Source organism: uncultured Amnibacterium sp. (genome assembly GCF_964245895.1).
In the GTDB taxonomy this organism is placed as follows: Bacteria; Actinomycetota; Actinomycetes; order Actinomycetales; family Microbacteriaceae; genus Amnibacterium.
Genome location: NZ_CAXTOQ010000001.1, coordinates 1 through 22961 on the forward strand (window position 1 = coordinate 1; position 22961 = coordinate 22961).

Annotated in this window: 29 protein-coding genes, 1 tRNA gene and 1 pseudogene; 12 read left to right on the top strand and 19 right to left on the bottom strand. The window is 71.7% G+C overall.

Features of this window, described 5'->3' with window-relative positions:
* The coding region (locus ACFE60_RS00005) for an aminotransferase class I/II-fold pyridoxal phosphate-dependent enzyme (RefSeq protein WP_375386772.1) at window positions 1-660 on the bottom strand (660 nt) is incomplete at its 3' end.
* Between the two features lie 132 nt (window positions 661-792).
* On the opposite strand from ACFE60_RS00005, the gene ACFE60_RS00010 reads away from it, so the two are divergent.
* Window positions 793-1557 (top strand): tyrosine-protein phosphatase, encoded by a 765-nt coding sequence (locus ACFE60_RS00010; RefSeq protein WP_375386773.1) that lies wholly within the window; start codon window positions 793-795, stop codon window positions 1555-1557.
* A gap of 2 nt (window positions 1558-1559) precedes the next feature.
* Here ACFE60_RS00010 and ACFE60_RS00015 read toward each other — a convergent pair whose 3' ends face one another.
* From ACFE60_RS00015 to ACFE60_RS00030, 4 genes are all read right to left on the bottom strand, one after another.
* The gene (locus ACFE60_RS00015; protein ID WP_375386774.1) at window positions 1560-2441 is read right to left on the bottom strand and encodes an alpha/beta fold hydrolase; all 882 of its coding nucleotides are present in this window, start codon (window positions 2439-2441) and stop codon (window positions 1560-1562) included.
* 75 nt (window positions 2442-2516) lie between these two features.
* Window positions 2517-3689 carry a cystathionine gamma-synthase gene (locus ACFE60_RS00020; protein ID WP_375386775.1) on the bottom strand — a complete coding sequence of 391 codons (1173 nt, stop codon included), beginning with the start codon at window positions 3687-3689 and terminating at the stop codon, window positions 2517-2519.
* The gene (locus tag ACFE60_RS00025; RefSeq protein WP_375386776.1) at window positions 3686-5062 is read right to left on the bottom strand and encodes a cystathionine beta-synthase; all 1377 of its coding nucleotides are present in this window, start codon (window positions 5060-5062) and stop codon (window positions 3686-3688) included. Before ACFE60_RS00025 ends, ACFE60_RS00020 begins: the two co-directional genes overlap by 4 nt.
* 168 nt (window positions 5063-5230) lie before the next feature.
* Window positions 5231-5893, bottom strand: coding sequence for a winged helix-turn-helix domain-containing protein (locus tag ACFE60_RS00030; protein WP_375386777.1), 663 nt, complete (start codon window positions 5891-5893; stop codon window positions 5231-5233).
* Between the two features lie 190 nt (window positions 5894-6083).
* On the opposite strand from ACFE60_RS00030, the gene ACFE60_RS00035 reads away from it, so the two are divergent.
* A tRNA-Met gene (locus ACFE60_RS00035) sits at window positions 6084-6157 on the top strand.
* A gap of 149 nt (window positions 6158-6306) precedes the next feature.
* Here the strand turns inward: ACFE60_RS00035 and ACFE60_RS00040 are convergent.
* A complete protein-coding gene (locus ACFE60_RS00040) occupies window positions 6307-7680 on the bottom strand; it encodes an MFS transporter (protein WP_375386778.1) in 1374 nt (457 codons plus the stop codon).
* A gap of 237 nt (window positions 7681-7917) precedes the next feature.
* On the opposite strand from ACFE60_RS00040, the gene ACFE60_RS00045 reads away from it, so the two are divergent.
* A complete protein-coding gene (locus ACFE60_RS00045) occupies window positions 7918-8151 on the top strand; it encodes a hypothetical protein (RefSeq protein ID WP_375386779.1) in 234 nt (77 codons plus the stop codon).
* Between the two features lie 416 nt (window positions 8152-8567).
* Here ACFE60_RS00045 and ACFE60_RS00050 read toward each other — a convergent pair whose 3' ends face one another.
* The 7 genes and pseudogenes from ACFE60_RS00050 to ACFE60_RS00080 all read right to left on the bottom strand — a co-directional run bounded on the left by ACFE60_RS00050 (window position 8568) and on the right by ACFE60_RS00080 (window position 12955).
* The gene (locus tag ACFE60_RS00050; protein ID WP_375386780.1) at window positions 8568-8909 is read right to left on the bottom strand and encodes a DUF202 domain-containing protein; all 342 of its coding nucleotides are present in this window, start codon (window positions 8907-8909) and stop codon (window positions 8568-8570) included.
* Entirely contained in the window at window positions 8906-9271 is a 366-nt protein-coding gene (locus ACFE60_RS00055; RefSeq protein WP_375386781.1) for a YidH family protein, read from the bottom strand. Before ACFE60_RS00055 ends, ACFE60_RS00050 begins: the two co-directional genes overlap by 4 nt.
* Window positions 9272-9298: 27 nt before the next feature.
* On the bottom strand, window positions 9299-9907 hold the full coding sequence (locus tag ACFE60_RS00060) for a molybdopterin-dependent oxidoreductase (protein ID WP_375386782.1): 609 nt from the start codon (window positions 9905-9907) through the stop codon (window positions 9299-9301).
* Window positions 9874-10376: pseudogene (locus tag ACFE60_RS00065) on the bottom strand (molybdopterin-dependent oxidoreductase). Before ACFE60_RS00065 ends, ACFE60_RS00060 begins: the two are co-directional and overlap by 34 nt.
* Window positions 10377-10556: 180 nt before the next feature.
* Complete coding sequence (locus ACFE60_RS00070; RefSeq protein ID WP_375386783.1) at window positions 10557-11723, bottom strand: permease; 1167 nt, start codon at window positions 11721-11723, stop codon at window positions 10557-10559.
* A gap of 95 nt (window positions 11724-11818) precedes the next feature.
* Window positions 11819-12448, bottom strand: a complete 630-nt coding sequence (locus ACFE60_RS00075) for a DUF305 domain-containing protein (RefSeq protein ID WP_375386784.1) — start codon at window positions 12446-12448, stop codon at window positions 11819-11821.
* Between the two features lie 69 nt (window positions 12449-12517).
* Complete coding sequence (locus tag ACFE60_RS00080; protein ID WP_375386785.1) at window positions 12518-12955, bottom strand: hypothetical protein; 438 nt, start codon at window positions 12953-12955, stop codon at window positions 12518-12520.
* 39 nt (window positions 12956-12994) lie between these two features.
* Between ACFE60_RS00080 and ACFE60_RS00085 the strand changes: the two genes are divergently transcribed.
* From ACFE60_RS00085 to ACFE60_RS00095, 3 genes are read left to right on the top strand one after another with little or no spacing between them, the layout of a single operon-like run.
* A complete protein-coding gene (locus tag ACFE60_RS00085; protein WP_375386786.1) occupies window positions 12995-13399 on the top strand; it encodes a hypothetical protein in 405 nt (134 codons plus the stop codon).
* A complete protein-coding gene (locus ACFE60_RS00090; RefSeq protein ID WP_375386787.1) occupies window positions 13396-13674 on the top strand; it encodes a hypothetical protein in 279 nt (92 codons plus the stop codon). Before ACFE60_RS00085 ends, ACFE60_RS00090 begins: the two co-directional genes overlap by 4 nt.
* Entirely contained in the window at window positions 13671-14144 is a 474-nt protein-coding gene (locus ACFE60_RS00095) for a histidine phosphatase family protein (RefSeq protein WP_375386788.1), read from the top strand. Before ACFE60_RS00090 ends, ACFE60_RS00095 begins: the two co-directional genes overlap by 4 nt.
* A gap of 311 nt (window positions 14145-14455) precedes the next feature.
* Here the strand turns inward: ACFE60_RS00095 and ACFE60_RS00100 are convergent, their stop codons facing one another.
* Together ACFE60_RS00100 and ACFE60_RS00105 are read right to left on the bottom strand one after the other, a co-directional pair.
* Window positions 14456-14617: a hypothetical protein gene (locus tag ACFE60_RS00100; RefSeq protein ID WP_375386789.1), complete on the bottom strand. Its 162-nt coding sequence runs from the start codon at window positions 14615-14617 to the stop codon at window positions 14456-14458.
* 258 nt (window positions 14618-14875) lie between these two features.
* The gene (locus tag ACFE60_RS00105) at window positions 14876-15280 is read right to left on the bottom strand and encodes an arsenate reductase ArsC (protein WP_375386875.1); all 405 of its coding nucleotides are present in this window, start codon (window positions 15278-15280) and stop codon (window positions 14876-14878) included.
* A gap of 70 nt (window positions 15281-15350) precedes the next feature.
* Here ACFE60_RS00105 and ACFE60_RS00110 point away from each other — a divergent pair, with 70 nt between their 5' ends.
* Window positions 15351-15722 carry an ArsR/SmtB family transcription factor gene (locus ACFE60_RS00110; RefSeq protein WP_375386790.1) on the top strand — a complete coding sequence of 124 codons (372 nt, stop codon included), beginning with the start codon at window positions 15351-15353 and terminating at the stop codon, window positions 15720-15722.
* Window positions 15723-15779: 57 nt separating this feature from the next.
* On the opposite strand, the gene ACFE60_RS00115 is transcribed toward ACFE60_RS00110, so the two are convergent.
* A complete protein-coding gene (locus ACFE60_RS00115; protein WP_375386791.1) occupies window positions 15780-16397 on the bottom strand; it encodes a VTT domain-containing protein in 618 nt (205 codons plus the stop codon).
* Window positions 16398-16494: 97 nt separating this feature from the next.
* Here ACFE60_RS00115 and ACFE60_RS00120 point away from each other — a divergent pair, with 97 nt between their 5' ends.
* From ACFE60_RS00120 to ACFE60_RS00130, 3 genes are read left to right on the top strand one after another with little or no spacing between them, the layout of a single operon-like run.
* The gene (locus ACFE60_RS00120; RefSeq protein WP_375386792.1) at window positions 16495-17304 is read left to right on the top strand and encodes a hypothetical protein; all 810 of its coding nucleotides are present in this window, start codon (window positions 16495-16497) and stop codon (window positions 17302-17304) included.
* A complete protein-coding gene (locus tag ACFE60_RS00125; RefSeq protein ID WP_375386793.1) occupies window positions 17301-17993 on the top strand; it encodes a response regulator transcription factor in 693 nt (230 codons plus the stop codon). Before ACFE60_RS00120 ends, ACFE60_RS00125 begins: the two co-directional genes overlap by 4 nt.
* A 57-nt stretch (window positions 17994-18050) precedes the next feature.
* Complete coding sequence (locus ACFE60_RS00130; protein ID WP_375386794.1) at window positions 18051-18248, top strand: hypothetical protein; 198 nt, start codon at window positions 18051-18053, stop codon at window positions 18246-18248.
* Window positions 18249-18300: 52 nt separating this feature from the next.
* Here the strand turns inward: ACFE60_RS00130 and ACFE60_RS00135 are convergent, their stop codons facing one another.
* The 3 genes from ACFE60_RS00135 to ACFE60_RS00145 all read right to left on the bottom strand — a co-directional run bounded on the left by ACFE60_RS00135 (window position 18301) and on the right by ACFE60_RS00145 (window position 20793).
* A complete protein-coding gene (locus ACFE60_RS00135; RefSeq protein WP_375386795.1) occupies window positions 18301-19206 on the bottom strand; it encodes a sensor histidine kinase in 906 nt (301 codons plus the stop codon).
* A gap of 80 nt (window positions 19207-19286) precedes the next feature.
* Window positions 19287-19967 carry a response regulator transcription factor gene (locus tag ACFE60_RS00140; RefSeq protein ID WP_375386796.1) on the bottom strand — a complete coding sequence of 227 codons (681 nt, stop codon included), beginning with the start codon at window positions 19965-19967 and terminating at the stop codon, window positions 19287-19289.
* A 154-nt stretch (window positions 19968-20121) separates the two neighbouring features.
* Window positions 20122-20793, bottom strand: a complete 672-nt coding sequence (locus ACFE60_RS00145) for a flagellar M-ring protein FliF C-terminal domain-containing protein (RefSeq protein WP_375386797.1) — start codon at window positions 20791-20793, stop codon at window positions 20122-20124.
* Window positions 20794-21022: 229 nt separating this feature from the next.
* Between ACFE60_RS00145 and ACFE60_RS00150 the strand changes: the two genes are divergently transcribed.
* Window positions 21023-21859: an undecaprenyl-diphosphate phosphatase gene (locus tag ACFE60_RS00150; RefSeq protein ID WP_375386798.1), complete on the top strand. Its 837-nt coding sequence runs from the start codon at window positions 21023-21025 to the stop codon at window positions 21857-21859.
* Entirely contained in the window at window positions 21859-22602 is a 744-nt protein-coding gene (locus tag ACFE60_RS00155; protein ID WP_375386799.1) for an ABC transporter permease, read from the top strand. Before ACFE60_RS00150 ends, ACFE60_RS00155 begins: the two co-directional genes overlap by 1 nt.
* Window positions 22603-22961 lie beyond the last annotated feature (359 nt).

Below are 22961 nucleotides of genomic sequence, written 5' to 3' on the forward strand. Positions count from 1 at the left end.
GGCGGTGCCGTGCCCGGCGAGGAACTTCGTGGTCGAGTGGACGACGACGTCGGCGCCGTGCTCGAGCGGGCGCAGCAGGTACGGGGTCGCGAGGGTGTTGTCGACGAAGAACGGCACCCGGGCCTCGTCGTGGGCGATGTCCGCGATCGCCTGCAGGTCGGCGACGACGCCGGTCGGGTTGCCGATGCTCTCCGCGAAGAACGCGCGGGTCTCCGGCCGGATCGCCGCGCGCCACGCATCGAGGTCGTTCACGTCGCGCAGCAGCGTGGTGGTGATGCCGAACTCCGCGAACCGCTGCAGCAGGAGGTTCGTCGTCCCGCCGTACACCTGGCTCGATGCGACGACATGGTCGCCCGATCGGAGCACGTTCAGGAGCGCGAGCGCGGTCGCTGCCTGCCCGCTGGCGGTGGCGACCGCAGCAGCCCCGCCTTCGAGCTGCGCGATGCGCTGCTCCACGACGGTGGTCGTGGGGTTCGACATGCGGGAGTAGGCGTAGTGCTCGAGGTCGTCGAGCGTGAAGGAGGCGGCCGCCTGCTCCGCGCTCTCGTAGACGAAGCTCGTGGTCGCGTAGATGGGCGTGGCTCGGGCGCCGGTCGCCGGATCGGCGGCGGCACCGGCGTGCACCTGCTTGGTGGTGAACCCGTACGCGTGGTGGGACATCGCTCGGGACGCTAGGTGAGGGGTCGACCACCGTCGACATCGGCGCCGTAACAAACGACCGGGGACGTCACGGGGTGCAACGGGGCGTCATACAGGGCCGGGTCGTGGTCGCTCGCGGGGCACGCTGGAGGGGTGCCGCTGCCTCCGGACCGCTCGCTGGGGCTGCCGTCCATCTGGAACGCGCGCGACGTCGGCGGCTACCGCGCGGAGGGCGGCACGGTCCGGTTCGGGCGGCTGCTGCGGTCGAGCGCTCCCCTGGGCTTGGGCCAGGAGGAGGTCGCAGCATTGCGGCAGCTTCCCGTCGGCGTCGTGGTGGACCTGCGCGACGAGCTCGAGCGATCCTTCGCGCCGACCGGGCTGGACGCGCTGGGGGTGCCCGTCTCGCATCTGCCGCTGCTGTCGAAGCCGACCGTCGAGTTCATCGCCGCTGACGCGAGCCTCGACGACCTCTACGACGACATCGTCCTCATCGGCGGCGCCAACCTGGTCGCGGCGATCGGGGCGATCCCGTCCGGGGCACCGGGTGCGGCGCTCGTGCACTGCACGGCGGGCAAGGACCGGACCGGTCTCGTGGTCGCCCTCGCGCTGCTGCTCGTCGGGGTCGATCGGGCTGATGTGCTTGCGGACTACGCGGAGTCGGAGCTGCACCTGCCCGCGGCCGCGCTCGACGAGATCGTCGTGCGGCTGCGGGCGGAGCACACGACTGCCGGCGCGAACCTCGACGCGCTCGTCCGGACGAGCCCGCCCGCCGCCCTCGCCGGGGTCCTGGACCGGATCGACGAGCGGTTCGGGACCGTGGCGACGTACGCCGAGTCATGGGGGCTGGATGCGGCGGCGGTCGCTCGGTTGCGCGCGTTCCTCGTGCAGGACGACGAGGGACCGGCGTCTGCCGGCTGACGTCAGCCTGCGGCGAACGCGGCGATCAGCCGCGCGAGCTCCGCGGGCTCCTGCTCCTGCACGTTGTGCCCGGTGTCCGTCTCGACCACGACCGCCCGCGGGACCCGCTCCCGGAATTCCGTGACCGCCTCCGGTCGGAGGAACCCGCCGCGCGCGCGGACGAGCAGCACCGGCACGTCGCTCTCGGTCAGCCCCTCCCAGCCGGCGTCGAGCACGGGGACCGGCCCGAGCTCCGCAGGAGGGGAGGCGAGGTGGTGGGACCAGACGACGTTCCCGTCGTCACGGACGCGCGTGTTCAGCTCGACGCCGCGCGCGATGCGGTGCCGGTCGGTCCCGATGCCGGCCGCGATCGCCCGATCGACGATCGTGTCCCGATCCGGGAAGACGTTCGGGCCGGCGAGGAAGTCGCTGACCTGACGGGCGTCGCCCACGCGGAGGCCCGGGCTGGCGTCGACCACCACGACCGCGCTCACGAGGTCGGGCCGGTGCTCGGCGAGGGCGATCGCCGTCAGGCCGCCGAGCGACTGCCCGACCACGACCTGCGGGGAACCCGGCGCCTGGTCGTCGAGGACGGCGGCGACGGCCTCCGCGGTGCGCACGGGCCCGTAGTCGAAGTCGTCGCGCCAGGACGAGCGGCCGTGTCCGGGCAGATCGATCGCGATCGCCGGCCGGTCGAGCGCGAGCAGCGTCGAGTCCCAGGTGTGCGCGTTCAGCGCCGCGCCGTGCAGCAGCGTCAGCTGCGGCGCTCCCGCGCCCCACCGCAGCGCGCTGACGACGCCGTCCCCGACGCGGACATCGACCCGGTCGACGGGCGGCAGCGGGGTGGCCCGCCCGACCTCCTGCGCCTCCTCGGCCAGGAAGCGGTACTCGTTCTCGTCGGTCATCGCAGGTCCTCCCGTCCGGCTCCGAGCCTGCCGGGCCGCCGAGCCGCCGACCGCGCGGATGACGGCGGATGACGTTCAGACGCGGACGGGCCGATGCACGAGGTCGAGTGCGGTCGCGAGATCCGCCTGCAGGTCGTCGAGCTCCTCGATGCCCACCGACAGCCGCACGACCTCGCCCGGCACCGCGAGCGGCGTACCGCGTACGGATGCGTGGGTCATCGAGGCCGGGTGCCCGATCAGCGACTCGACGCCGCCCAGCGACTCCGCGAGCGAGAACAGCCGGGTGCTCTCCGCGAACCGCCGCGCGGCCGACTCCCCGCCGCGCACCGCGACGGACAGCATCCCGCCGAAGCCGGTCATCTGCCGAGCGGCGACGTCGTGGCCCGGATGGTCGGGCAGGCCTGGGTAGTAGACGTGCTCGATCGCCGGATGGGCGGCGAGCTGCTCGGCGATGGCCTGCGCGTTCGCGCCGTGCTGCCGGACCCGCAGCGCGAGGGTCTTGATGCCCCGGGTGAGCAGCCACGCCTCGAACGGCGCGAGCACCGCGCCCGCGGCGAACTGCAGGAACCGCACCTGCTCCGCGACCGCCTCGTCGGAGGTCACCACGACTCCGCCGAGCAGGTCGGAGTGCCCGCCCAGATACTTGGTCGCGGAATGGACGACGACGTCCGCACCGAGCGCGAGGGGCTGCTGGAGCACCGGCGAGGCGAAGGTGTTGTCGACCACGACGACGGCACCTGCGTCGTGCGCTCGGGCGGCGACCGCGGGGACGTCCACGATGCGCAGCAACGGGTTCGTGGGGGTCTCGATCCACACCAGTCGCGCCGGCGTCGAGAACGCGGCGTCGACCGCGACGGGGTCGGTGAGGTCGACGGTGTCGAGCCGGATGCCGTTCGGCACATGGAGGCGAGCGATCAGGCGGTGGGTGCCGCCGTAGGCGTCGTTGCCGAGCACCACCCGGTCCCCCGCCTTCAACACGGCTCGGAGGATCGCGTCCTCCGCGGCGAGGCCGGAGCTGAACGCGATGCCGTGCGCGCCGAGCTCGAGCGCGGCGACCTGCGTCTCGAGCGCCGACCGGGTGGGGTTGCCGCCGCGGCCGTACTCCCAGCCGTTCCGGAGGCCGCCGACGCCGTCCTGCAGGAAGGTCGAGGTCTGGTGGATCGGCGGGGTGATCGCGCCGGTGAGCGGGTCGGGCTCCTGCCCGGCGTGGATGGCCCGGGTGGAGAAGCCGTCTCGGCGGTCGGTCATGGTGCGGTCCCTTCGTGGTCGTCGCTTGCGTGGGCGAGCAGGTCGGTTCGGGTGAGCAGATCGAGCGGGCGGCCGTCGTCGAGCACGAGGACGGACTCCTCGGCGGTCAGCGTCGCGCGAGCGGCGGCGACGGGCTCCGCTGCGCCGACGAACGCGGGCATCGGCCCGATCAGCGCTTCGATCGAATCGCCGGGGGCGGCGGCGAGGAGCCGGTGCGCATCGAGTGTGCCGGCGATCTCGCCGAGCACGACGGGCTGCGGGGCGCTGAGCACGAGGAGGCGCGAGCCGCCGCGACGGCGCAGCACGTCGATCGCCTCGCCGACGGTCGCGTCCCGCCGGACGGCGGGCAGCGATCCGGCGTCGGCGAGTCCACCGACGTCCTTGCGGCGGACGAGCTCGCCGACCGACCCGACGCCCGCGGTGCCGAGGAAGCCTCGGCGTCGCATCCAGTCGTCGTCGAAGACCTTGCCGAGGTAGCCGCGGCCGCCGTCCGGCAGCAGGACCACGACGAGGTCGTCAGGGCCGAGACGCGACGCGAGCCGCACGGCTGCGACGGTCGCCATGCCGCTGGACCCACCGACGAGGAGCCCCTCCTCCCGTGCGAGGCGTCGCGTCATCCGGAACGAGTCCCCGTCCGAGACCGCGATCACCTCGTCGACGAGGGAGGGGTCGTAGGCGCCCGGCCAGAAGTCCTCGCCGACGCCCTCGACGAGATAGGGGCGTCCGGTGCCGCCCGAGTAGATCGAGCCGACGGGGTCGGCGCCGATGACCTGCACGCTCCCGCCGGAAGCCTCCTTGAGGAATCGCGCGGTGCCGGTGATGGTGCCGCCGGTCCCCACCCCCGCGACGAGGTGCGTGATGCGGCCGTCGGTCGCCTCCCAGATCTCCGGGCCGGTGGACGCGGCGTGGCTCGCCGGGCCCGCTGGGTTGGCGTACTGGTTCGGTTTGAAAGCGCCCGGGGTCTCCCGCACGAGTCGGTCGGAGACGCTGTAGTACGACCGCGGGTCCTCCGGCGCGACCGCGGTGGGTGCCACGACGACCTCGGCGCCGTAGGCCCGCAGCACGGCGCGCTTGTCCTCGGCGACCTTGTCCGGCACGACGAAGACGCAGCGGTAGCCGCGCTGCTGGGCGACGAGCGCGAGTCCGACCCCGGTGTTGCCGCTGGTCGGCTCGACGATGGTCCCTCCTGGTCGCAGCTCGCCGCTCGCCTCCGCGGCGTGGACGATGCGGACGGCGATGCGGTCCTTGATGGAGCCGCCAGGGTTCAGGTACTCGACCTTCGCCACGATCGGGACTTCAGACCGGTTCACGGCGTTCAGCCGGACCAGCGGGGTCGATCCGATGAGGTCGAGGACGCTCGAGGCGATGCGCATGCGGGTGCTGCTCTCAGAGGAGCCCGCGAGGCACGCGGGCGGCGGTCGGGGGTCAGCCCCGACAACACCGCCTGCACTGCTGCTGCATTGCGCCACCGTAACCCGGCGCCGATCGAGGGCGTGAGCCGGGCGTCGTCATATTTCACGTCGCTGCCGGACGGCGACGCCTCAGAACCGATCGGGCGACGGCCCTTCGCCGTAGCGGATGACGACGTCGCCCTGGCGGTCGAAGCGATAGCCGCCGCCACGAACGGTCCGTACGACATCGCCGTACTTGCCCAGCTTCATCCGCAGCCGGCGCACGTGGACATCGATGGTCCGCTCGTTCGGCACCTCGCCGTCCATGCCGACCCAGATGGTCTCGATGATCTGGGCACGCGGAACCGTCAGACCTTCACGGAGCACGAGGAACTGGAGCAGCTCGAGCTCCCGATAGGTCAGCGGCACGATGCGCTCGTCGATGCGGAGGCGCTTCCTGCCGAGGTCGAGCATCATGCCGGTGCGCCGCTTCGCCACCGTCTCCTGCTGCGAGCCGGGCGTCAGGTCGGTGAGCGCATGGCGCACGATGTCGACGTCGCGACCTCCGATCCCCGCCGGAGCGAGCGCGACCGCCGCGGAGGTCTCGGCGCCGGGGACGAGCTGCGCCGTGAGCGTGCGGAGCGCCTCCACGACCGACGCGAGGTCGATGCCTGCAGCCCGAGCCTTCTGCTCATCCAGCCCGACGTAGATCGCGAAACCGCGGACCTCGCTCGTGCTCGAGGCATCGGGGCGTCGTGCTCCCTGCGGCTGACGGTCCGACGGGATCGCATCGGGATCGAACGTGGACGACATGGTGGGCTGAGACCCTTCGACCGCGGCGGACAGAGCGGAGGCGGACGCCGCGAGTGTGTCCGCTGCTAGCGGACGTGTCAACCAGTTCCGTGGCTCGTCGAATGCGCGGTGGACGTCACCATTCGACTTCTGTCGTCACGACCGGTCATGTCGCCCATGCCGCGGCCGGACCGACCTACCGTGACGGGATCGCGGCGTATCCAAGTGGTCGAAGGAAGCGGTCTCATAAACCGCTGGTCGCAGGTTCGAATCCTGCCGTCGCGTCGAGAGACTGAGTCGAGCGTTCCAAGCGCGTTCCCGACGAGCTCACGAAGATCGACCGCGGAAGATCAACGATCTGAGCACTGCTGTGGTCTCAGTGGATGCCTGAGGCTGCACCGGCCCGCACAGCGGACCGCCCATCTGTGACGTGCTCATCGCGATGCCCGAAGGCTGACGACCGCGGCGACAAGCAGGGCGGCACCAGCGATGCAGAAGCTCACCTGCATGCCGGGGACGAAGTGAGCGGGATCGGCGATCAGCGCACCGAAGACCGCGATGGCGACAGCGCCGCCGATCTGGCGGAAGGTGTTGAAGACCGCGCTCGCGGTACCCGCCTGGGCGGGGAGCACGCTCGCGAGGACGAGCGAGGTGGTCGGTGGCATCGCGACCGAGCCGCCTGCGCCGGTGAGGACCATGCATGCCCCGATGAGGACCGGGAGGCCGAGCGGTGCGGCCACGATCATCCCGATGAGTCCGACGACCATCGCGAGCAGCCCGCCGACCATCGGGACACGGGCACCGAACCGGTTGGCGAGCGTGCCGCTGACGATGTTGCCGACGATGCTGAACGCAGCCGACGGCAGGAACACGAGGCCGGCCAGCAGCGGCGTGAGCCCGAGGTGCTGCTGCAGGTAGAGGCTGTTCACGAACACGGTGCCGAAGTTGCCGATCATGAACGCGAAGCCGACCACCAGCGCGATCCGCACCCCGATCGGTCGGAGCAGCTGAAGCGGCAGCATCGGCGAGGAGACCTGCTGCTGCAGCAGCACGAACACGGTGAGCGCCGCGACCGCGATCACGAGCGCGCCGATGACATCGGCGCGGCCGAACCCGTCGTGGCCGCCGGTGATCAGCCCGTACATGAGCGCGGTCAACCCGATCAGCGATGCGGCCTGACCGGCCCAGTCGAACGCTCGCGGCCGGACCGAGGAGCGCAGCACCCGGACCAGCAGCACGAGCATGAGCGCGCAGACGGGGATGTTGATCCCGAAGACGAGCCGCCAGTCGATGGTCGTGAGCAGCCCGCCGATGAGCGGGCCGGCGGCGCCGGCGACCGCGCCGCCGACTGCCCAGATGCCGAGCGCGTGCGTCCGCTCGCGCGGGTCGGGGAACGCCTCCCGGATCAGCGCCATCGTGGCTGGGAGCATCAGCGCCGCGCCGGCGCCCTGCACGACGCGGGCGGCGATCAGGACGCCGAGCGTCGGCGCGAGGGCGCAGCCGATCGAGGCGAGGAGGAAGAGGACGATCCCGGCGCCGACCGCGCGCTTCGCCCCGAGCCGGTCGGTGAGGTTGCCCGCGAGTAGGAGGAGGGCGGCGAAGGCGAGCGTGTAGCCGTCGATGACCCACTGCTGCCCGGCCGTGCCCCCGCCGAGCGCGCGACCGATCCGCGTGAGGGCGACGTTCACGATGAGGATGTCGAGGGTGATGAGGAAGAACCCCAGCGACCCGAGCACCAGCGCGGTGCGCGCGGCGCCGGGCGGCACGACGGCCGGCTGATCCGTCGCGGTGGGCTGTTCGGCGGTCACGACCGCATTCCACACCACCTCCGGTACCCGAGGGGTGCCCTGACGAAGGGTGTTCCAGCAGGGCATCCGAGTCCAGAGGCAGCGGGTCTGCCGCCGGCGTCGTGATCAACCGCGAAGAAGCTTCTGACTTCCTCATGATGAGGCGCGCGGAGCTGACCTCGCTCGAGATCCACCAGGCGACACGATCGTCACCTCTCCCGGCAAGGAGCGTTGGCACAGCGCCACCCGGAGGACCTCATGGAGCACCTCGCTCAGATGGTCATCCCCGACGACCTGTGGGCCGAGACGACCTGCTCGAGCCGGCCGCAGGCGCGGATGGTCAAGGGTGCGACCGCACCGATGTGCGCGGCGTCATGTTCGGCGTTCAGGAAGGGCACGCGGGTGCTGCTGCGCGCAGCCTCCGCCCGCGAAGTCGCAACAGCCCGGACTCTGCTGATCAATTTCTGGGCGTCGCCCTACGTGATCCGGTGAACGCGCTGCGAAGTTGTGCGAGTTAGTAGTGCACAAAGATGGGTTCCGTCGCCCGAACCTACTCCGAACATTCGACGGTATCGAAGGCGATCTCCTGTAATCGAGCAAGGCCTCGATCCGCACCACATCAACGATCTGCTACCTCCTGTGATCGGGCGCGAACCCACTGTTTCCACTCCGCGGGTCGTGGGTTCGAGCCCCACGGGGCCCACCCGATCGTCGAGTTCGCGCGGGTCGCGACCCGGTGCCGTCGTAGCGGGCTCTCCCGTGCTTCGGTCGTCCGATCGAGAGGGCGGCAAGGCTGGTCGAGCGACTTCGAGGCGAGTGGCGCTCGACGGCTCCGGACGGCTCGAAGGGAAGGCGTGGAGCGCGGTCCGCTGACGACTCCTCGGGCTCGCGGAGTCGACCGCCTCGGCTCATCGTGAAGCGCTCGTCACGAGCTCGACGAGTCCGAGAGCCGCGCCGAGCATGCTCGCGAGGGCGACCGTTCCCATCAGCAGGCGGCTCGGTCCGAACGATGGAGGTCCGTGCGTCGACCCCGGACTCGCGCTTCCTCGGGAGCTGCCGTGCACCAGGGCCCAGAGCGCAGCGGTGATCATGAGCCCGCCGACGCCCACCAGGACGGCCCAGCCGCCGAAGGTTCCCGACAGGACCCGCATCGAGATCAGCGCGCCGATCGCGAACGCCAGCAGCGTGCGCCGCCATGCGAGCTCGGTCCGCTCTCGCTGCAGACCCGGGTCCCGACCAGGCGAGGTCACGTGATCAGGGTGCCGACGATGACGAGCACAGCGACCAGAAGGACGCCGGCGGCCAGGACCGCGGCAACCGGGGATGCGGGCAGTGGACGGTCGAGCCGGAGCGCCCGTTCCGTCACCGCCCAGCTGCGCCAGGCGAGCGCGGGAACGACGAGACCGAGCAGCAGCAGGATCGCCGCCGTCGCCAGTCGAAGCGGCTCCGGCATCGGCAGCGCGATGGCATCGATCGCGACACCGCCCGCGATGCAGGCGAGCGCCGTGCGGATCCAGGCGAGGAACGTCCGCTCGTTCGCCATCGTGAACCGCGGATCCGGCTCGCTCCCGACCCCGTAGACCGATCGCGGCATGCGGTTCTCATGCGTCATGCCTTGCTCCTCATCCGACCCGACCCGTCAGCGTGCGTCGAGCTCGACGCGCTTCCACGAGTTGTTCACGTATCCCTTGGGATTGCACACATCCTCGGGGCGCGCCGGTTGCAGCGCGCCGGTGGAGTCCCACGCGCGGACGACAGCGGTGTGGTGGCCGCGTTCGAGGTCGAGGTCCGCGTGCCAGAACTGCCATGTCCAGGGGTTCGACGCCTCCTCGAGCACCGCGATCTGCCAGGTCGCGCCATCGTCCTGCGAGACGTCGACCCGGCTGACCGTCCGGTCGTCGCCCGCGTATGCGTAGCCCGCCAGCCGATTGGTGCCTGCCGGGACGATGCTGCGATCCGGAAGGAAGAATGCGGAGTTCAGCGCGACCGGCGAGAGCGACAGCCCGTCGCCCGGCCCGGCCTGCTTCGGATCGACGCCGGGCGGCAGCAGCCGGTACGCCGTCGCCTGGAAGTAGTTCGCAGACGGTTCCTCGCTGAGCACGATTCGGCGCAACCGTCTGACGCTTCGAGCTCCGATGAACCCTGGGACCACGACTCGGAGCGGAGCGCCATGGATGGTGGGCAACGGCTCGCGGTTCATCTCCCACGCGAGGATCACCTCGGGTCCGAGCGCCTTGCCGAGCGGCATCGAGCTCCCGTAGGCCTCCGGCGTCCGGGGATCTGCGAGACGTCGGGTGCTTCGAACACCCCGTGGCGTGCTGCGGCGGTCGGCCCGACGTCGCGGAGGACGTCGGAGAGCCGGATCCCCGTCCACGCCGCCGTCGACGTGACGCCTGCACCCCGCGGCGCCTCGCCGGGGATCTCGCCGACCGAGAACAGCCCCGAGCGGAGGTTCCCTGCGCACTGCAGCGTCGCTCGATCGACACGTGCTCGAAACGTTCCCGGAGGTCCTCGAGGGAGCACGTCTTCGGCGCATCGACCCGGCCATCGACGGTGAGGTGCCAGGTCGAGGGATCCAGCACGGGAATCGGACCGTGGTTGCGTGAGTAGAACCGCGTGACGTCGGTGATGGGACCGACCGACAGGTGCGTGGGCTCGGGCTCGGCGTTGAACGGATCCTGCTGATGGACGATCTGATCCGCTCGCATCGACCACATCACGCCGCCCCCTCGACGCACGGTGGATCTCTGCCACGTGCTCGGGCTACACGGCCCGTTCCGGGTCGACTCTGGTGCGCGTCACCGAATCGGGCCTGGGGACCCGACCGGGACCCGACGCCGCGAGACTGCCGCGACAGGCCGCACGGGAGGTGCGGGAGACGACGTCCTCGCGCAACCTCAGGCCTCGACTCCCGCATGTCCGGGCTCCGGTGATCCGCCCATCGCTCGCAGCATCGGACCGCTGCCGCTGCGGAAGAAGAGCACGAGCAGCGCCCCCGCGATCACCAGGAACGCGATGTCGAGGAAGGTCGTGTAGTTCCAGCTGATCGTCGCTTCGAGGACCGCCGCGTGGCGCTGCGCGGGCACGAGACCGAGCGGGGTGAAGACGAGCTCGATGACGTAGCCGGCCGCGGCCATCGCGAGGTAGAACACGCCGGCGATCAGCAGCATCGCCCGGGTCCCGTAGTAGCGGCGGTAGATGAGCAGGATCGGGATGATGATCAGGTCCGCGAAGATGAAGCTCATCACCCCGCCGAAGCTGATCCCGCCGTTCCAGAGCACCGCGGCCAGCGGGACGTTGCCCACCGAGCAGACGAAGCTGACGACCGCGATCAGGGGCCCGATGAGCGGTCCGAGCACGAATGCGAGCACCGGGTCCTTCGCGAAGAACAGGGTCTGCAGCCACGCCTTCGGGACGAGCGCGGCGAACGCGCCGGCGATGAGCAGGCCCAGCACGATGTCGCGGAGGACGGCCGCCCAGTCCATGACGAAGTAGCGGCTCGTGGCCGTCAGCCCGGCGCGGGAGAGCAGCCGGCGGAGGAAGGGGCCGTCGCCCTGGACGGACATGTCCATGCCGGCGTGCCCCTCCATCGATCCGGCGACGCCCTTGTCCGCCTGCGCTCGAGCAGCATCGACGATCTTCCGCCGCAGCCAGAGCCGGAACATGAGGGCGACGAACACGATCATGATCGGCCCGGCGATGAACTCGGCGAGGGTGAACTGCCACCCCAGCGCGATGGCGAGGATGATGCCGAGCTCGACGACGAGGTTCGTCGACGCGATCTCGAACACCATCGCCGAGGTGAACGACGCGCCCTTGCGGAACAGCGATCGCGCGAGCGCGACGGCCGCGTAGGAGCAGGACGACGACGCGGCGCCCAGGCCCGCGGACACGGCGAGCGCCCGCGGTGACGTCCCCGACATCAGCCGGGTGATCCGCTCGGTGCGGACGACGGCCTGCACGATCGCGGACAGCAGGAACCCCAGGATCAGCGGCCAGAGGATCTCCCAGCCCATGTTGCCGGCCTCGGCCAGGGACTTCAGCACAGCTTCGAACGGGTTCATCGACCCGCCTCCATTCCGTCTGGTGCTCGTGCGCCGCTCGGCGCGACGAGGCGACGGTGGGCGGGGGCGCCGCGGCTCCCCCGCCCACCCGGTGGTCAGAGCCGCTTCAGCAGCTGCTGCATGTCCGCGATCTGCGCGGTCTGGCTCGTGACGATGGAGTCCGCGAGCGCGACGGCGCGGGGATCGCGACCGGCCGCCTGCTCGGTCCTCGCCATCGCGACGGCGCCGCGATGGTGCTCGACCATCTGCGTGAGGAACAGCGATGACGCCGTCGAGCCGGACGCGTCCTTCAGCGCCGTCATGTCCGCCTCGCTCATCATCCCGTCGCCCATCCCGGACATCGCGTGCCCGGCGCCCATGGATGCGGTGACGGTCGTCTCGCCCCAGGAGGACAGCCAGCCGTTCATCTCCTCGATCTCGGGCTGCTGGGCGGCCTTGATCTCGCGCGCGAGCGAGGTCACCCGCGCGTCGACGCCGTGCTTGGCGAGGAGGACGTCAGCCATCTCGATGGCCTGGAGGTGGTGCATCGCCATGCCCTGCGCGAACGACACGTCCTGGGCGTTCTGCGAGCCGGAGGTCGTGCTGGTGCTCGACGGCATGTCCATGCCGCTCATGTCGTGACTGCCGCTGCCGCCGCTCGGGGTCGAGCAGGCGGCGAGCAGCAGCGTGCTGCCGCCCGCGAGTGCGAGCGCAGCGATCAGTCGGGTTCTCGGTCGGGTCTTCATGCGGGTCGTCCAATCGGTCTGATGGCAGGGCGGATCGCATGCCGAGCGCGCGGCTCGGCAGGATCGCCATCAGGTCCGGCTGATCGAGAGCAGGTCGAGCGATGGAGGGAGTGGCGGGCGGGTCAGGGGGGCGATGAGCGGCCGGCCCCGCGGGAGGGCGAGCGGACGCAGCGCCGCTGCCGGCCGGCGCAGCAGGATCCCGAGCACCGCCAGCGCGACGGCGCCGAGCGAGCAGAGCATGCCGAACAGCAGGCAGTCGAGGTCGCCCATGCCGCCCATCGGGTGCGGCGGATCGCTCGCCGACGCGTGCGCGGAGCCGGCGTGCGCGGAGCTGGCGTGCACCGCCGGCGCCGGCTCATCGATCGCCATGGCGTGCTCGGGGCCCACGCCGTGCGCGCCGACCATCGACGCGTGCATGCCGAGGACTCCGAGGAGGATCGCGATGAACGCGAGACCTGCCACGAGCGCGACGTGCAGCCCGCTGCGGGGGCTCCTCGCGCTCGTCACCGGAGGAACGGTATACCCCTCAGGGGTATCCATCAACCCGTGCCGCGGGCGCGCTCGTGGGCGATCGCGACCTCGACGAGCGTGCGGGCCGCACCCTCGAGTGCCGACGACGACCAGATCGCGGTGAAGGCGACGGACCCCGGTCGGATCGCCGACGGCGCAGGCCGCTGCCTGTTCGATGCGGCACTCATCAAGCCGAATCAGATCGGGACGGTGACGCAGACCCTGAGCGCCGTCGACACGGCGAGATCGCACGGGATGTCGGCCATGATCTCGCACCGGTCCGGCGAGACGCTCGACACCTTCATCGCGGACCTCGCCGTCGGCACCGGAGTCGGGAGGATCAAGTCCGGCGCTCTCGCCCGCGGCGAGCGGGTCGCCAAGTACAACCGGCTCGCCGAGATCGCCCGCGACCGCCCCGACCTGCCGTACGGGCTCGCGTGAGCGCGCCCGAGCTCCGCGGCGAACCGCTCGACAGCGACGCGCTCGGCTCGAGCCGCGACGCGCGAGTCATCCACCTTCGGCCCGAGTTCGTCGCGGCGGTCGGGGTCGGCGGCGCGGCCGGTACTGCGGCGCGGGAAGGGGTCAGGCCACGCCGGCTGGTGCTCGTCCCGCACGGGCGGACGGCGCCGAACCGGGCGGACCGGCTGCGTGGCCTCGCCGACCCTCCCCTCGACGAGGTGGGGTGGAGCAGGCTCGGGCGCTGGTGCTCCCGATGACCGTACTCGACGTCGGACGCGTGCTCGCCAGCCCGCTGGCGCGCGCGGTCGACACGGCCGCGACGATCGCGCGAGCGCTGGACGTCCCGCATGCTCCGGACCCGCGTTTCACCGATCGCGACTACGGCCCGTGGACCGGACACCTGCGGCAGGAGGTCGTCGACCGATTCGGGTCGGTCGACGCCGCACCGGGCGTCGAGCCGACGGGGGACGTCGTGCTCCGCGTCCGTCCCGCGCTGGACGCGGTGCTCGAGGAGGAGTCGGGCACCGTCGCGATCGTCACCCACGACGCGGTGATCCGCCCGCTGCTCGTCGCGCTCGATCCGCGCATCGGGTCGATCCGGGCGCCGAACGGATCGTGGAACGAGCTGATCCGCACCGACACCGGATGGCACGTCCCGCAGTTCGATCGTCAGCCCGCGGACGGCCGCCCGAGTGCCGCCGAAAAGCAAATTCCTAAAACCCCTTGAGAAGGACGACTGCCTCTGGAACTCCACCGGATGGAGGCGCATACTCGTCTCGCGCACCAGCGCACGGTGGTGGGTCTCACCGTTCCCAACCTCGGCGATCGCCGACAACAGTCCCTACCTGGCGGCACGTCTGTGCTCGACGAGGTAGGGGGCGCCGTGACGGCGGGAACGAGATCGAGGACCACCCGTGCGCCTCCCCCCGCTCACCATGGAGCCGACGGGACACGTTCTCCGACACCTGGCCGAGCATCGGCCTGCGCGTCACGATATTCCGCTGCGCCCTTCTGCAATTCGCCGCGCATTCATTTCATTCAATTCACCGACCCATTTTCCTGCACCTCGAGGAGCACCATCATGACGAACACGAACCGCACCGCGGAGATCACCCTGCTGACCGGGTCCCTCGGGCCCAGGACCCACGAGATCGTCTCGGTCCAGCTCACCGGCGACGCGACGCTGCCACCCCTGTTCATCGAGGACCCGTCGCCGCACTTCCCGGGCGTATGGCGACGCATCTCCGGGACAGCGGGCGACCACTCCTACGTCCGCGTCCCCGGGTCGCGGCCCCCTGACCGCAGGCAGGCTCGTACGCGCAGCGAGACCACCAGGCAGGTGCAGAGCCTCTCCGGCCGGTTCCTTGCCGGAGCGGCTCACCGGTTCAGCAGCAGCCGGTGCCGCCGCAGGAGGTCTGCTCGTCCATGTCGTCACCTCCTCCCGTCCAGCGAATCGGCTCAGGGAGCGAGGTCGGCGACCAGCGCCTCGACGCGGGCACGGATCGCCTCCCGGATCGGCCGGACCTGCTCGATCGGCAGCCCGGCCGGATCGTCGAGCGCCCAGTCCTCGTACCGCTTGCCCGGGAACACCGGGCACGCGTCACCGCATCCCATCGTGATCACGACATCGGAGGCGCGGACGTCGTCGACGGCCAGCACCCGCGGCTGCGTGCCGGCGATGTCGATCCCGACCTCCGCCATCGCAGCGACCGCGACCGGGTTGGTCCGGTCAGCGGGCTCGCTGCCGGCGGAGAGGACATCGACCCCGTCTCCGCCCAGCGCGCAAGCGAAGCCCGCGGCCATCTGGGACCTGCCGGCGTTGTGCACGCACACGAACAGCACCGTCATCCGGCCAGCGGCCATCGGGTTCTCCCATCGATCGATGTCGATGCACCATAGACATAGATGGGTATCGATGTCTATGGTGCTGACCATGACGATGACGGAGCTGCCGCTGACCGTGAGGACGCGAAGCGCCGCGTGCTGCATCGGCGACGTCTGCGCTCCGATCACCCGCGAGCCCGTCACCGAGGCCGGGGCGCAGGATCTCGCTGCGGTCCTGAAGGCCCTCGCGGACCCGGTCCGGCTGCGGCTCGTGTCGATGATCGCGGCGCATGAGGACGGCGAGGCCTGCGTCTGCGACCTCACCGAACCGCTCGGCCTGACGCAGCCGACGGTCAGCCACCATCTGAAGGTCCTGCTCGACGCCGGGTTCGTCACCCGGTCCAAGCGCGGCACGTGGGCCTACTACGCGCTCGTGCTCGGATCGCTCGACGCCGTCGCCTCCACGCTCCGGACCGTATGATGCTCTCCACCGACCACGGGTCCGGGCGACCACGAGCACGAGCACGGCCGTCGGGCTTCAGGCCTGCGGTTCGGTCGTCAGAGCGCGGTCCCGGCGGCCCTTGCGCCGCTTCCGGACCTGTTCGATGACGATCGGCAGCACCGAGACCAGCACGATGACGGCGAGGAGGATCTCGATGTTGTCGGTGATGAACGGGACCCCGCCGAGCAGCGACCCCATGACGGTGACGCCGACGGCCCAGAGGAAGCCGCCGAGCAGGTTCCACGGCAGGAAGCGGCGGTACGGGTAGCGGGCGCTTCCGGCGGCGAGCGGCACGTACGTGCGGATCACGGGCACGAAGCGGCCGAGCACCAGGGCGCGGCCGCCGTACTCCTCGAAGAACGCCTCCGTCGCGCGCAGCCGTGACGTCTTCAGGACTCTCGCGTCGTCCGTGAACAACCGAGCACCGAACGTGTCGCCGAGCAGGTAGCCGACCTGATCACCGGCGGCGGCAGCGACGAACGCGACGCCCGCGATGACCGGGACGGACAGCCCGAGCTGCTGATGGGCCAGGCCGGCGGTGATGAGGAGGGAGTCGCCCGGCAGGAATGGGAACAGCACCCCGGACTCGATGAACACCACCACGGCGATGGCGACGAGGGCCCACGGGCCCTCCAAGATCGACTGCACATCCATGCCGGAATGGTCGGCGGGCATCGCGGAGGAAGGTCCAAGATGCGGCGGGAAGGGTGTCTTCGCGATTTCTTGTCGGCGGTCTCGCAGCATTCCGGCCGTGACCACTCTGCGATCCGGCGCGGCCGGGCCTCCGCCGCGCAACCGCGTGCCCGAGCCCGGTGCGGCCTTCTGGGGTCTCAAGATCCTGACCACCGGCATGGGCGAGACGACGAGCGACTTCCTCGTCAAGACGTTCGCGCCCGAGCTGGTCGTCCCGGCCGCGCTGCTCGTGCTGTCCGTGGTGCTCGCCATCCAGCTGCGGACCCGCGCGTACCGCCCGGCGCGGTACTGGACGACCGCGCTGATGGTGTCGGTGTTCGGCACGATGGCCGCGGACGTGCTGCACGTCGGGCTCGGGGTGCCGTACGCGGTCTCGACCGCCGGGTTCGCACTCGTGCTCGCGACGGTGTTCGTCGTGTGGTGGCGGGTCGAGCGCTCCCTGTCGGTGCACGCGATCACGACGCAGCGACGGGAGCGCTTCTACTGGGCCACCGTGATGGCGACGTTCGCGCTCGGCACCGCGGCGGGCGACTTCACCGCGGCGACGGTCGGCCTCGGCTACCTCGGGTCCGGCTTCCTGTTCCTCGTGGTGTTCGCGATCCCCGGCCTCGTGTTCGTCGTCACCGGCCGTGCCGCGATCGCGACCTTCTGGGCCGCGTACGTGATGACGCGGCCGCTCGGCGCGTCCTTCGCCGACTGGTTCGCCGTGCCGGCCGCCCGCGGCGGTCTCGACCTCGGCACCGGACCCGTGAGCGGCTCCCTGCTGCTCGTGTTCGTCGTCGTGGTGAGCGTGATGACCGTCCGGTCGCGGCCCGGTCGCGGCCGCGGTGCGCCAGTGCTGCTGACCGGGCGGGAGGGCACCGCGTGATCGACGGGACCGCGGCGACGGCGACGCTGGTCGTCGCCTGCTGCGAGGACGATCCGGCGATCACCCGGCTGCTCGACGAGGCGCTCGCGGCCGCCGGCCACACCGGGCTGTTCGCCCGCTCCGGCGCCCAGGCGGTGCAGCGGTTCGCGGACGACGCTCGCATCGACGTGCTCGTGCTCGACGTCGGGCTGCCCGACATGGACGGCCGCGACCTGTGCCGCGTGCTCCGCGCGAACGGCCAGCAGGCGCCGGTGATGTTCCTGTCCGCGATGGGCCAGGTGCACGACATCGTGCAGGGCTTCGCGTCCGGCGGCCTCGACTACCTCGTCAAGCCGTTCGCCGTGCCGGAGCTGCTCGCCAGGATCGGAGCGCTCGCGCGCCGTACGACCCCGTTCGAGCCCGTCCAGGGACTGCACCTCGATCCGCAGCGCTTCGCGCTGCGCTTCGGCGAGGACGCCCATCTGCTGACCCCGACCGAGTTCCGTCTGATGGCGGAGCTCCTCGCCCACGCGGGCCGGCTCGTGCGGCGCGGGGACCTGATCAGCGCGGCCTGGGTACCCGGTGCCCACGTCAACGGGAACACGCTCGACACGTATCTGCACCGCCTCCGAACCCACCTGCGCGAGCTGGGCGCGTCCGCGACCGTCCACACGGTGCGCGGCGTCGGATACATCCTGCGCGGCACGTGAGCCGCAGGAGCCCGGTCCGGCGGCGGCTGCACCGGCGGCTGACCCCGGAACGCCTCCGTGCTGACCCGCCCGCTCGGCGCCTCCATCGGCGACCTGCTGACCCAGCCGACCGACGCCGGTTGCCTCGGCCTCGGCACCGCCGTCGTGAGCGACCTGCTCCTCGCGATCATCCTCGCGGGCGTGGTCGTGTTCAGCGTGCGCCGGCGCTCCGCCGACCGGCGGGCACGGGGTGCCCGGATCGTCGCCGAGGCGTGAGGACCGCCGCGGGCCGGGGTGCGGTGCGCTCCGGCCTGCGGGACCGCGCCGATCAGCGGGCGACCGGCAGCTCCAGCCGCATGACCGTGCCGCTGCCGGAGGTGGACTCGACGACCACCCGGCCGCCGTGCCGCACCGCGAGATCTCGCACCAGCGAGAGCCCGATGCCGAAGCCCCGCCGCTGGCCCGTCTCCGGGCCATGGGCGAAGCGCTCGAAGACCTGGTCGACGTCGATGCCCGTGATCCCGGTTCCGGCGTCGCGGACGCGGACGCGGACGCCGCGCTCGACGCCCGCCTCCACCTGGACGACGCCGCCGTCGGAGGAGTGCGCCACGGCGTTGTCGATGAGCACGACCAGTGCGCGGCGCAGACTGATCTCCGAGAGACCCACCCGTGCCTCGTTCTCCACCGCCACCTCGACGCGCACCCCGCGCTCGGTGGCGAGCAGACGCAGGTCCTGCGCGCTGGACAGCACGGTGGGCCGGAGGTCGGCGCCGGTCTCCGAGTCGCCGTGCACCTCCGTCGCGGACGCCTCCGCGACGAGCAGCAGGTCGGCGACCAGGTCGATCATCGTGCGGGTGTCCCGGCGGACCGCGGAGAGGGTGTCGGCGTACGGCTCCCCGCGCGCCAGCCGTCGTTCGAGCAGCTGCACCCGGGTGTCGAGGACCGTGAGCGGCGTGCGCAGCTCGTGGCTCGCGTCGGCGACGAACGCCCGCTGGATCCGGAGCGCCGCGCCGAGCGGGGTGACCGCGCGACGGCTGATGCCCCAGCTGGCGAACCCGACGATGACGATCGCCGCGACGCCGAGCACGATCAGCGCGACCAGCACCTCGTTCGAGTCGACGTAGATCTTCGACTCCCCCGGCTTCGGCCGCTCCAGCAGCTCGGTCGGCCGCGACTGATCGAGGATGAAGAGCGCTGCGAGCCCGAGGATGCCCACGACGATCGCTGCCGACACCGCGGCGACCTGCCACGCGGTTCTGAGCGCCGCTCGACGCACGGACCGGACATCGAGATCGTCGGCACCGCCCGTGGCGCTCAGAGCTGCCCCAGCCGGTAGCCGCGGCCGCGGACGGTCGTGATGATGTCGCGCTCGGTCTTCCGCCGCACGTAGTGCACGTAGGTGTCCACGGTGCCGACGCTGTCCCCCGCCGGGAACACGTCGCGCAGGATCCGCTCCCGCGACAGGGTCTCGTCGGCGTGCTGCGCCAGCAGCAGGAGCAGCTGGGCCTCCGTCTCGGTGAGCACCTTGCGCCCTTCGCACGGCGAGTTGATGAGGCGGCTCGCGGGCCGGAACTCCCAGTCGCCGACGTAGACGACCTCCTCGTCCTCGCCGTGCACCCGCCGCAGCGCCCTGAGGCGGGCGGCGAGCTCGAGGAAGTCGAAGGGCTTGACCAGGTAGTCGTCCGCTCCCGCGTCGAGCCCGTCGACCCGGTCCGCGACGGCGCCGAGAGCGGTCAGCAGGAGCACGGGCGTGGCGACGCCGACCCGCCGCAGCTCCCGCACGACACCCACGCCGTCCATGCCGGGCAGGCGTCGATCGAGCACGATCGCCTCGAAGTCGCCGTGACGGGCGGCCTCGAGCCCCTGGTCGCCGTCGCGCACGAGGGTGACCGCGTAGTCCTCGCCCAGCACCTCCAGCATCAGCGGGCCGAGCTGCGGATCGTCCTCGACGACCAGCAGGGGCGGTACGGGTCTCCCGCCGGGGATGCTGGTCACGGCAGCAGTGTGGCTCATCCGGCGCCGACCTCGGTCTGCCGCCGCAGCCGGTGGCGGACGCCGCGCACGGCGAGCGAGGGAGTGGCCATCCGGCCAGACTTCCCGGTTCGCCCGAAGGAACCGCGAAGACGCGGGCCCGGTCGAGCACGACCGGTCAGGAGCGAGCGACCGCGTCTCCCCGTCGCCGGCCTCCGGCGAACGCGCCGAGGATGCCGGTCGCCACGACCGCGCCCAGAGTCCACAGGATCGTGGAGGCGTACGGCGCCAGGACCGCGAGCGGTCCTGGCGCTGCCGGGACCGGCGCGGGAGCCGGATTCGCGAACCGCGCGGCGACGACGGAGAGTCGGTCGCCGCGCGAGGGGGTGAGCCCGACCGCGGCGGCGACCAGGCGGCGGACCGTCGTCAGTTTCGTCGTCCCGAGGTGGGCGGTGTCCACGGCGACCGACACGGACTGCCGGACGAGCGCACCAGCCGGCGTGACGGTGGACGTCCGCGTTCCGCCGACGAGGTGCTGCTGCACGACCGCCGTGGAGGCGCCGACGCCGGCGACCGAGGTGACGCGCGATCCGACCGTTCCTGCGACGCCGCTGCCCCACCGCACGCTCGTCGTCGAGGCCGTCGAGGTCCGCACCGTGTCGGACACGACGACGACGGCGTTTCCCGGGCCGAGCACGCGGTCCAGTACGGCCTGCACCGCCGCGGCTCGCGCGTCACCGTTCACGGTGCCGGTCGACGCCGTGGCCGCCGAGACGGGCAGCGCGACCAGCGCCACCGCGGCGCCCCACGCCGCGAGCGTCCACCGTCGGCGCTCGGCCGCTTTCCTCATCCGACGCCCCCAGCGCTCGATCCGATGGGCCAGTGAACCGGAGACGCGCCGACGGCGACGACCCCAGTTCAGGCGCCTCAGCGGCGATCCGTGCACCGGATCGCAATCGAATCGCAACCCCGTCGCAGCGGGAGGCCGTTCGGCCGGATCCGGGCTACTCCCGGTCGTTACGGTCCCTGCTCGGCGTTCCCGTCGGGACGCCGGCCCCCGCACCCAGGAGGACCCCCGCGTGAACCTGTTCCAGGCCGTCCTGCTCGGCATCGTCGAGGGGCTCACCGAGTTCCTGCCGGTGTCGAGCACCGGTCACCTGACCATCGCCGAGAGGCTGCTCGGGCTGCGCGTCGGCGGCGTGGGTGTCACCGCGTTCACCGCGATCATCCAGGTCGGCGCGATCGTCGCGGCGATCGTGTACTTCCGGCACGACATCGGGCGGCTCATCGCGGCCTGGGTCCGCGGCCTGCTGCATCGGGACGCCCGCCACGGCCAGGACTGGCGGATGGCGTGGTGGGTGATCATCGGCAGCGCGCCGATCGGCGTCGTCGGCCTGCTCGGTCGGCACCTGGTCACCGGCGCTCTCCGCAGCCTCTGGGTCGTCGCCGCGGCGCTGATCGGCTGGAGCATCGTGATGGCGCTCGCCGAGCGCCTGGGACGCAGGACCCGCAGCGAGCAGGACCTCACCGCGACCGACGCGATCGTGATCGGCGTCGTCCAGTGCATCGCCCTGATCCCGGGCGTCTCCCGCTCCGGCGCCACGATCAGCGCCGGGCTGCTGCGCGGTCTCGACCGGGTCGCGGCGACGCGGTTCGCGTTCCTGCTGTCGATCCCGGCGCTCGTCGCCGCCGGAGCGTTCGAGGCGGTCACCGCAGCGGGGGACGTCGGCGCCGGCGTCGGCTGGATCCCCACGATCATCGCCACGGGCGTGAGCCTCGTCGTCGGCTACGCCTCGATCGCGTGGCTGTTGCGTATCGTCGCCCGCCACTCCATCGTGGTGTTCATCTGGTACCGCCTCGCCCTCGCTGCCGTCCTGATCGTCCTGCTGGCGACCGGCGTCGTCGCGGCGACCTGATGACGCCGGCGGCGCTGGGCCCGACCCTCGTCGGGATCCTGGCCCTGTGCGCCGTCTCGGTCGGTGTGCTCTCGCTGGCCCGCATCCCGCAGTGGTGGGCGCCGTTCACGGCCGTGGCGCGAGCCGCGGTGCAGCTCGCGGCGATCGGTCTGATCCTCTCGGGCGTCATCACCGACATCGTCTGGGTCGCCCTCGCGCTGCTCGTGATGCTGAGCGTCGCGATCGCCACGTCGACGCACCGACTCGGCTGGAGCACCCGGCACGTGCTGGTCGTCGCGTCGGCGATCGTCGGCGGTGCCGCGGCGACGCTGCTCGTCGTCTTCGGCTCCGGCGCGCTCGCGCCGACGCCGCGGTACCTCCTCGCCATCGGCGGCATCGTGATCGGCAACACCATGGCGATCACGACGCTGACCGCGCGGCGGTTCCTGCAGGCGGTCGGCGAGCAGTGGGATCAGGTGGAGGGGTGGCTCGCGCTCGGCGCTGGGCCGGTCGACGCGACCCGTGCCCTCGCGCGATCCGCCGTGCACGCGGCGCTCGTTCCGTCCATCGATCAGACGAAGACGACCGGGCTGGTGACCCTGCCTGGCGCGTTCGTCGGCGCGGTGTTCGGTGGGCTGTCGCCGCTCGAGGCCGGACGGTTCCAGGTGGTGGTGCTCGCAGCGATTCTCACGGCGGGAACGATCGCCGCCGTGCTGGTGGTCCGGCTGCTCGGTGACGTGCAGCGACGCCCGCTCGGTCCTTGACGCCTGCTGCAGCAGCGGCACCCATCGAGCTGCCGTCGCCTCCCGGGGTTCTCAGAACGCGCGCTCCTCGTAGTGGGCATCGCCGAGCGGGAACGCCGGCGTCGAGCAGCGCGACGCGCGCGGCCGGGGTCGGCCGGGTCGCTCACCACGACGCCGAGCCATAGACACGGCCTTTCCGCGACGTATCCGGGCTGTTCGCCGTGAAGACCCGTGGGTCAGCAGTAGCCGGCATGAGTGTTGCTGCCCGAACCCATCCCGAACGTTGCGCGATTTCGTGCGCGATCTCCCGTGATCGAGCGAGGCCTCGATCCGCACGAGATCAACGATCTGCCACCCCTCCGAGCAGCCTGGCTCGACGG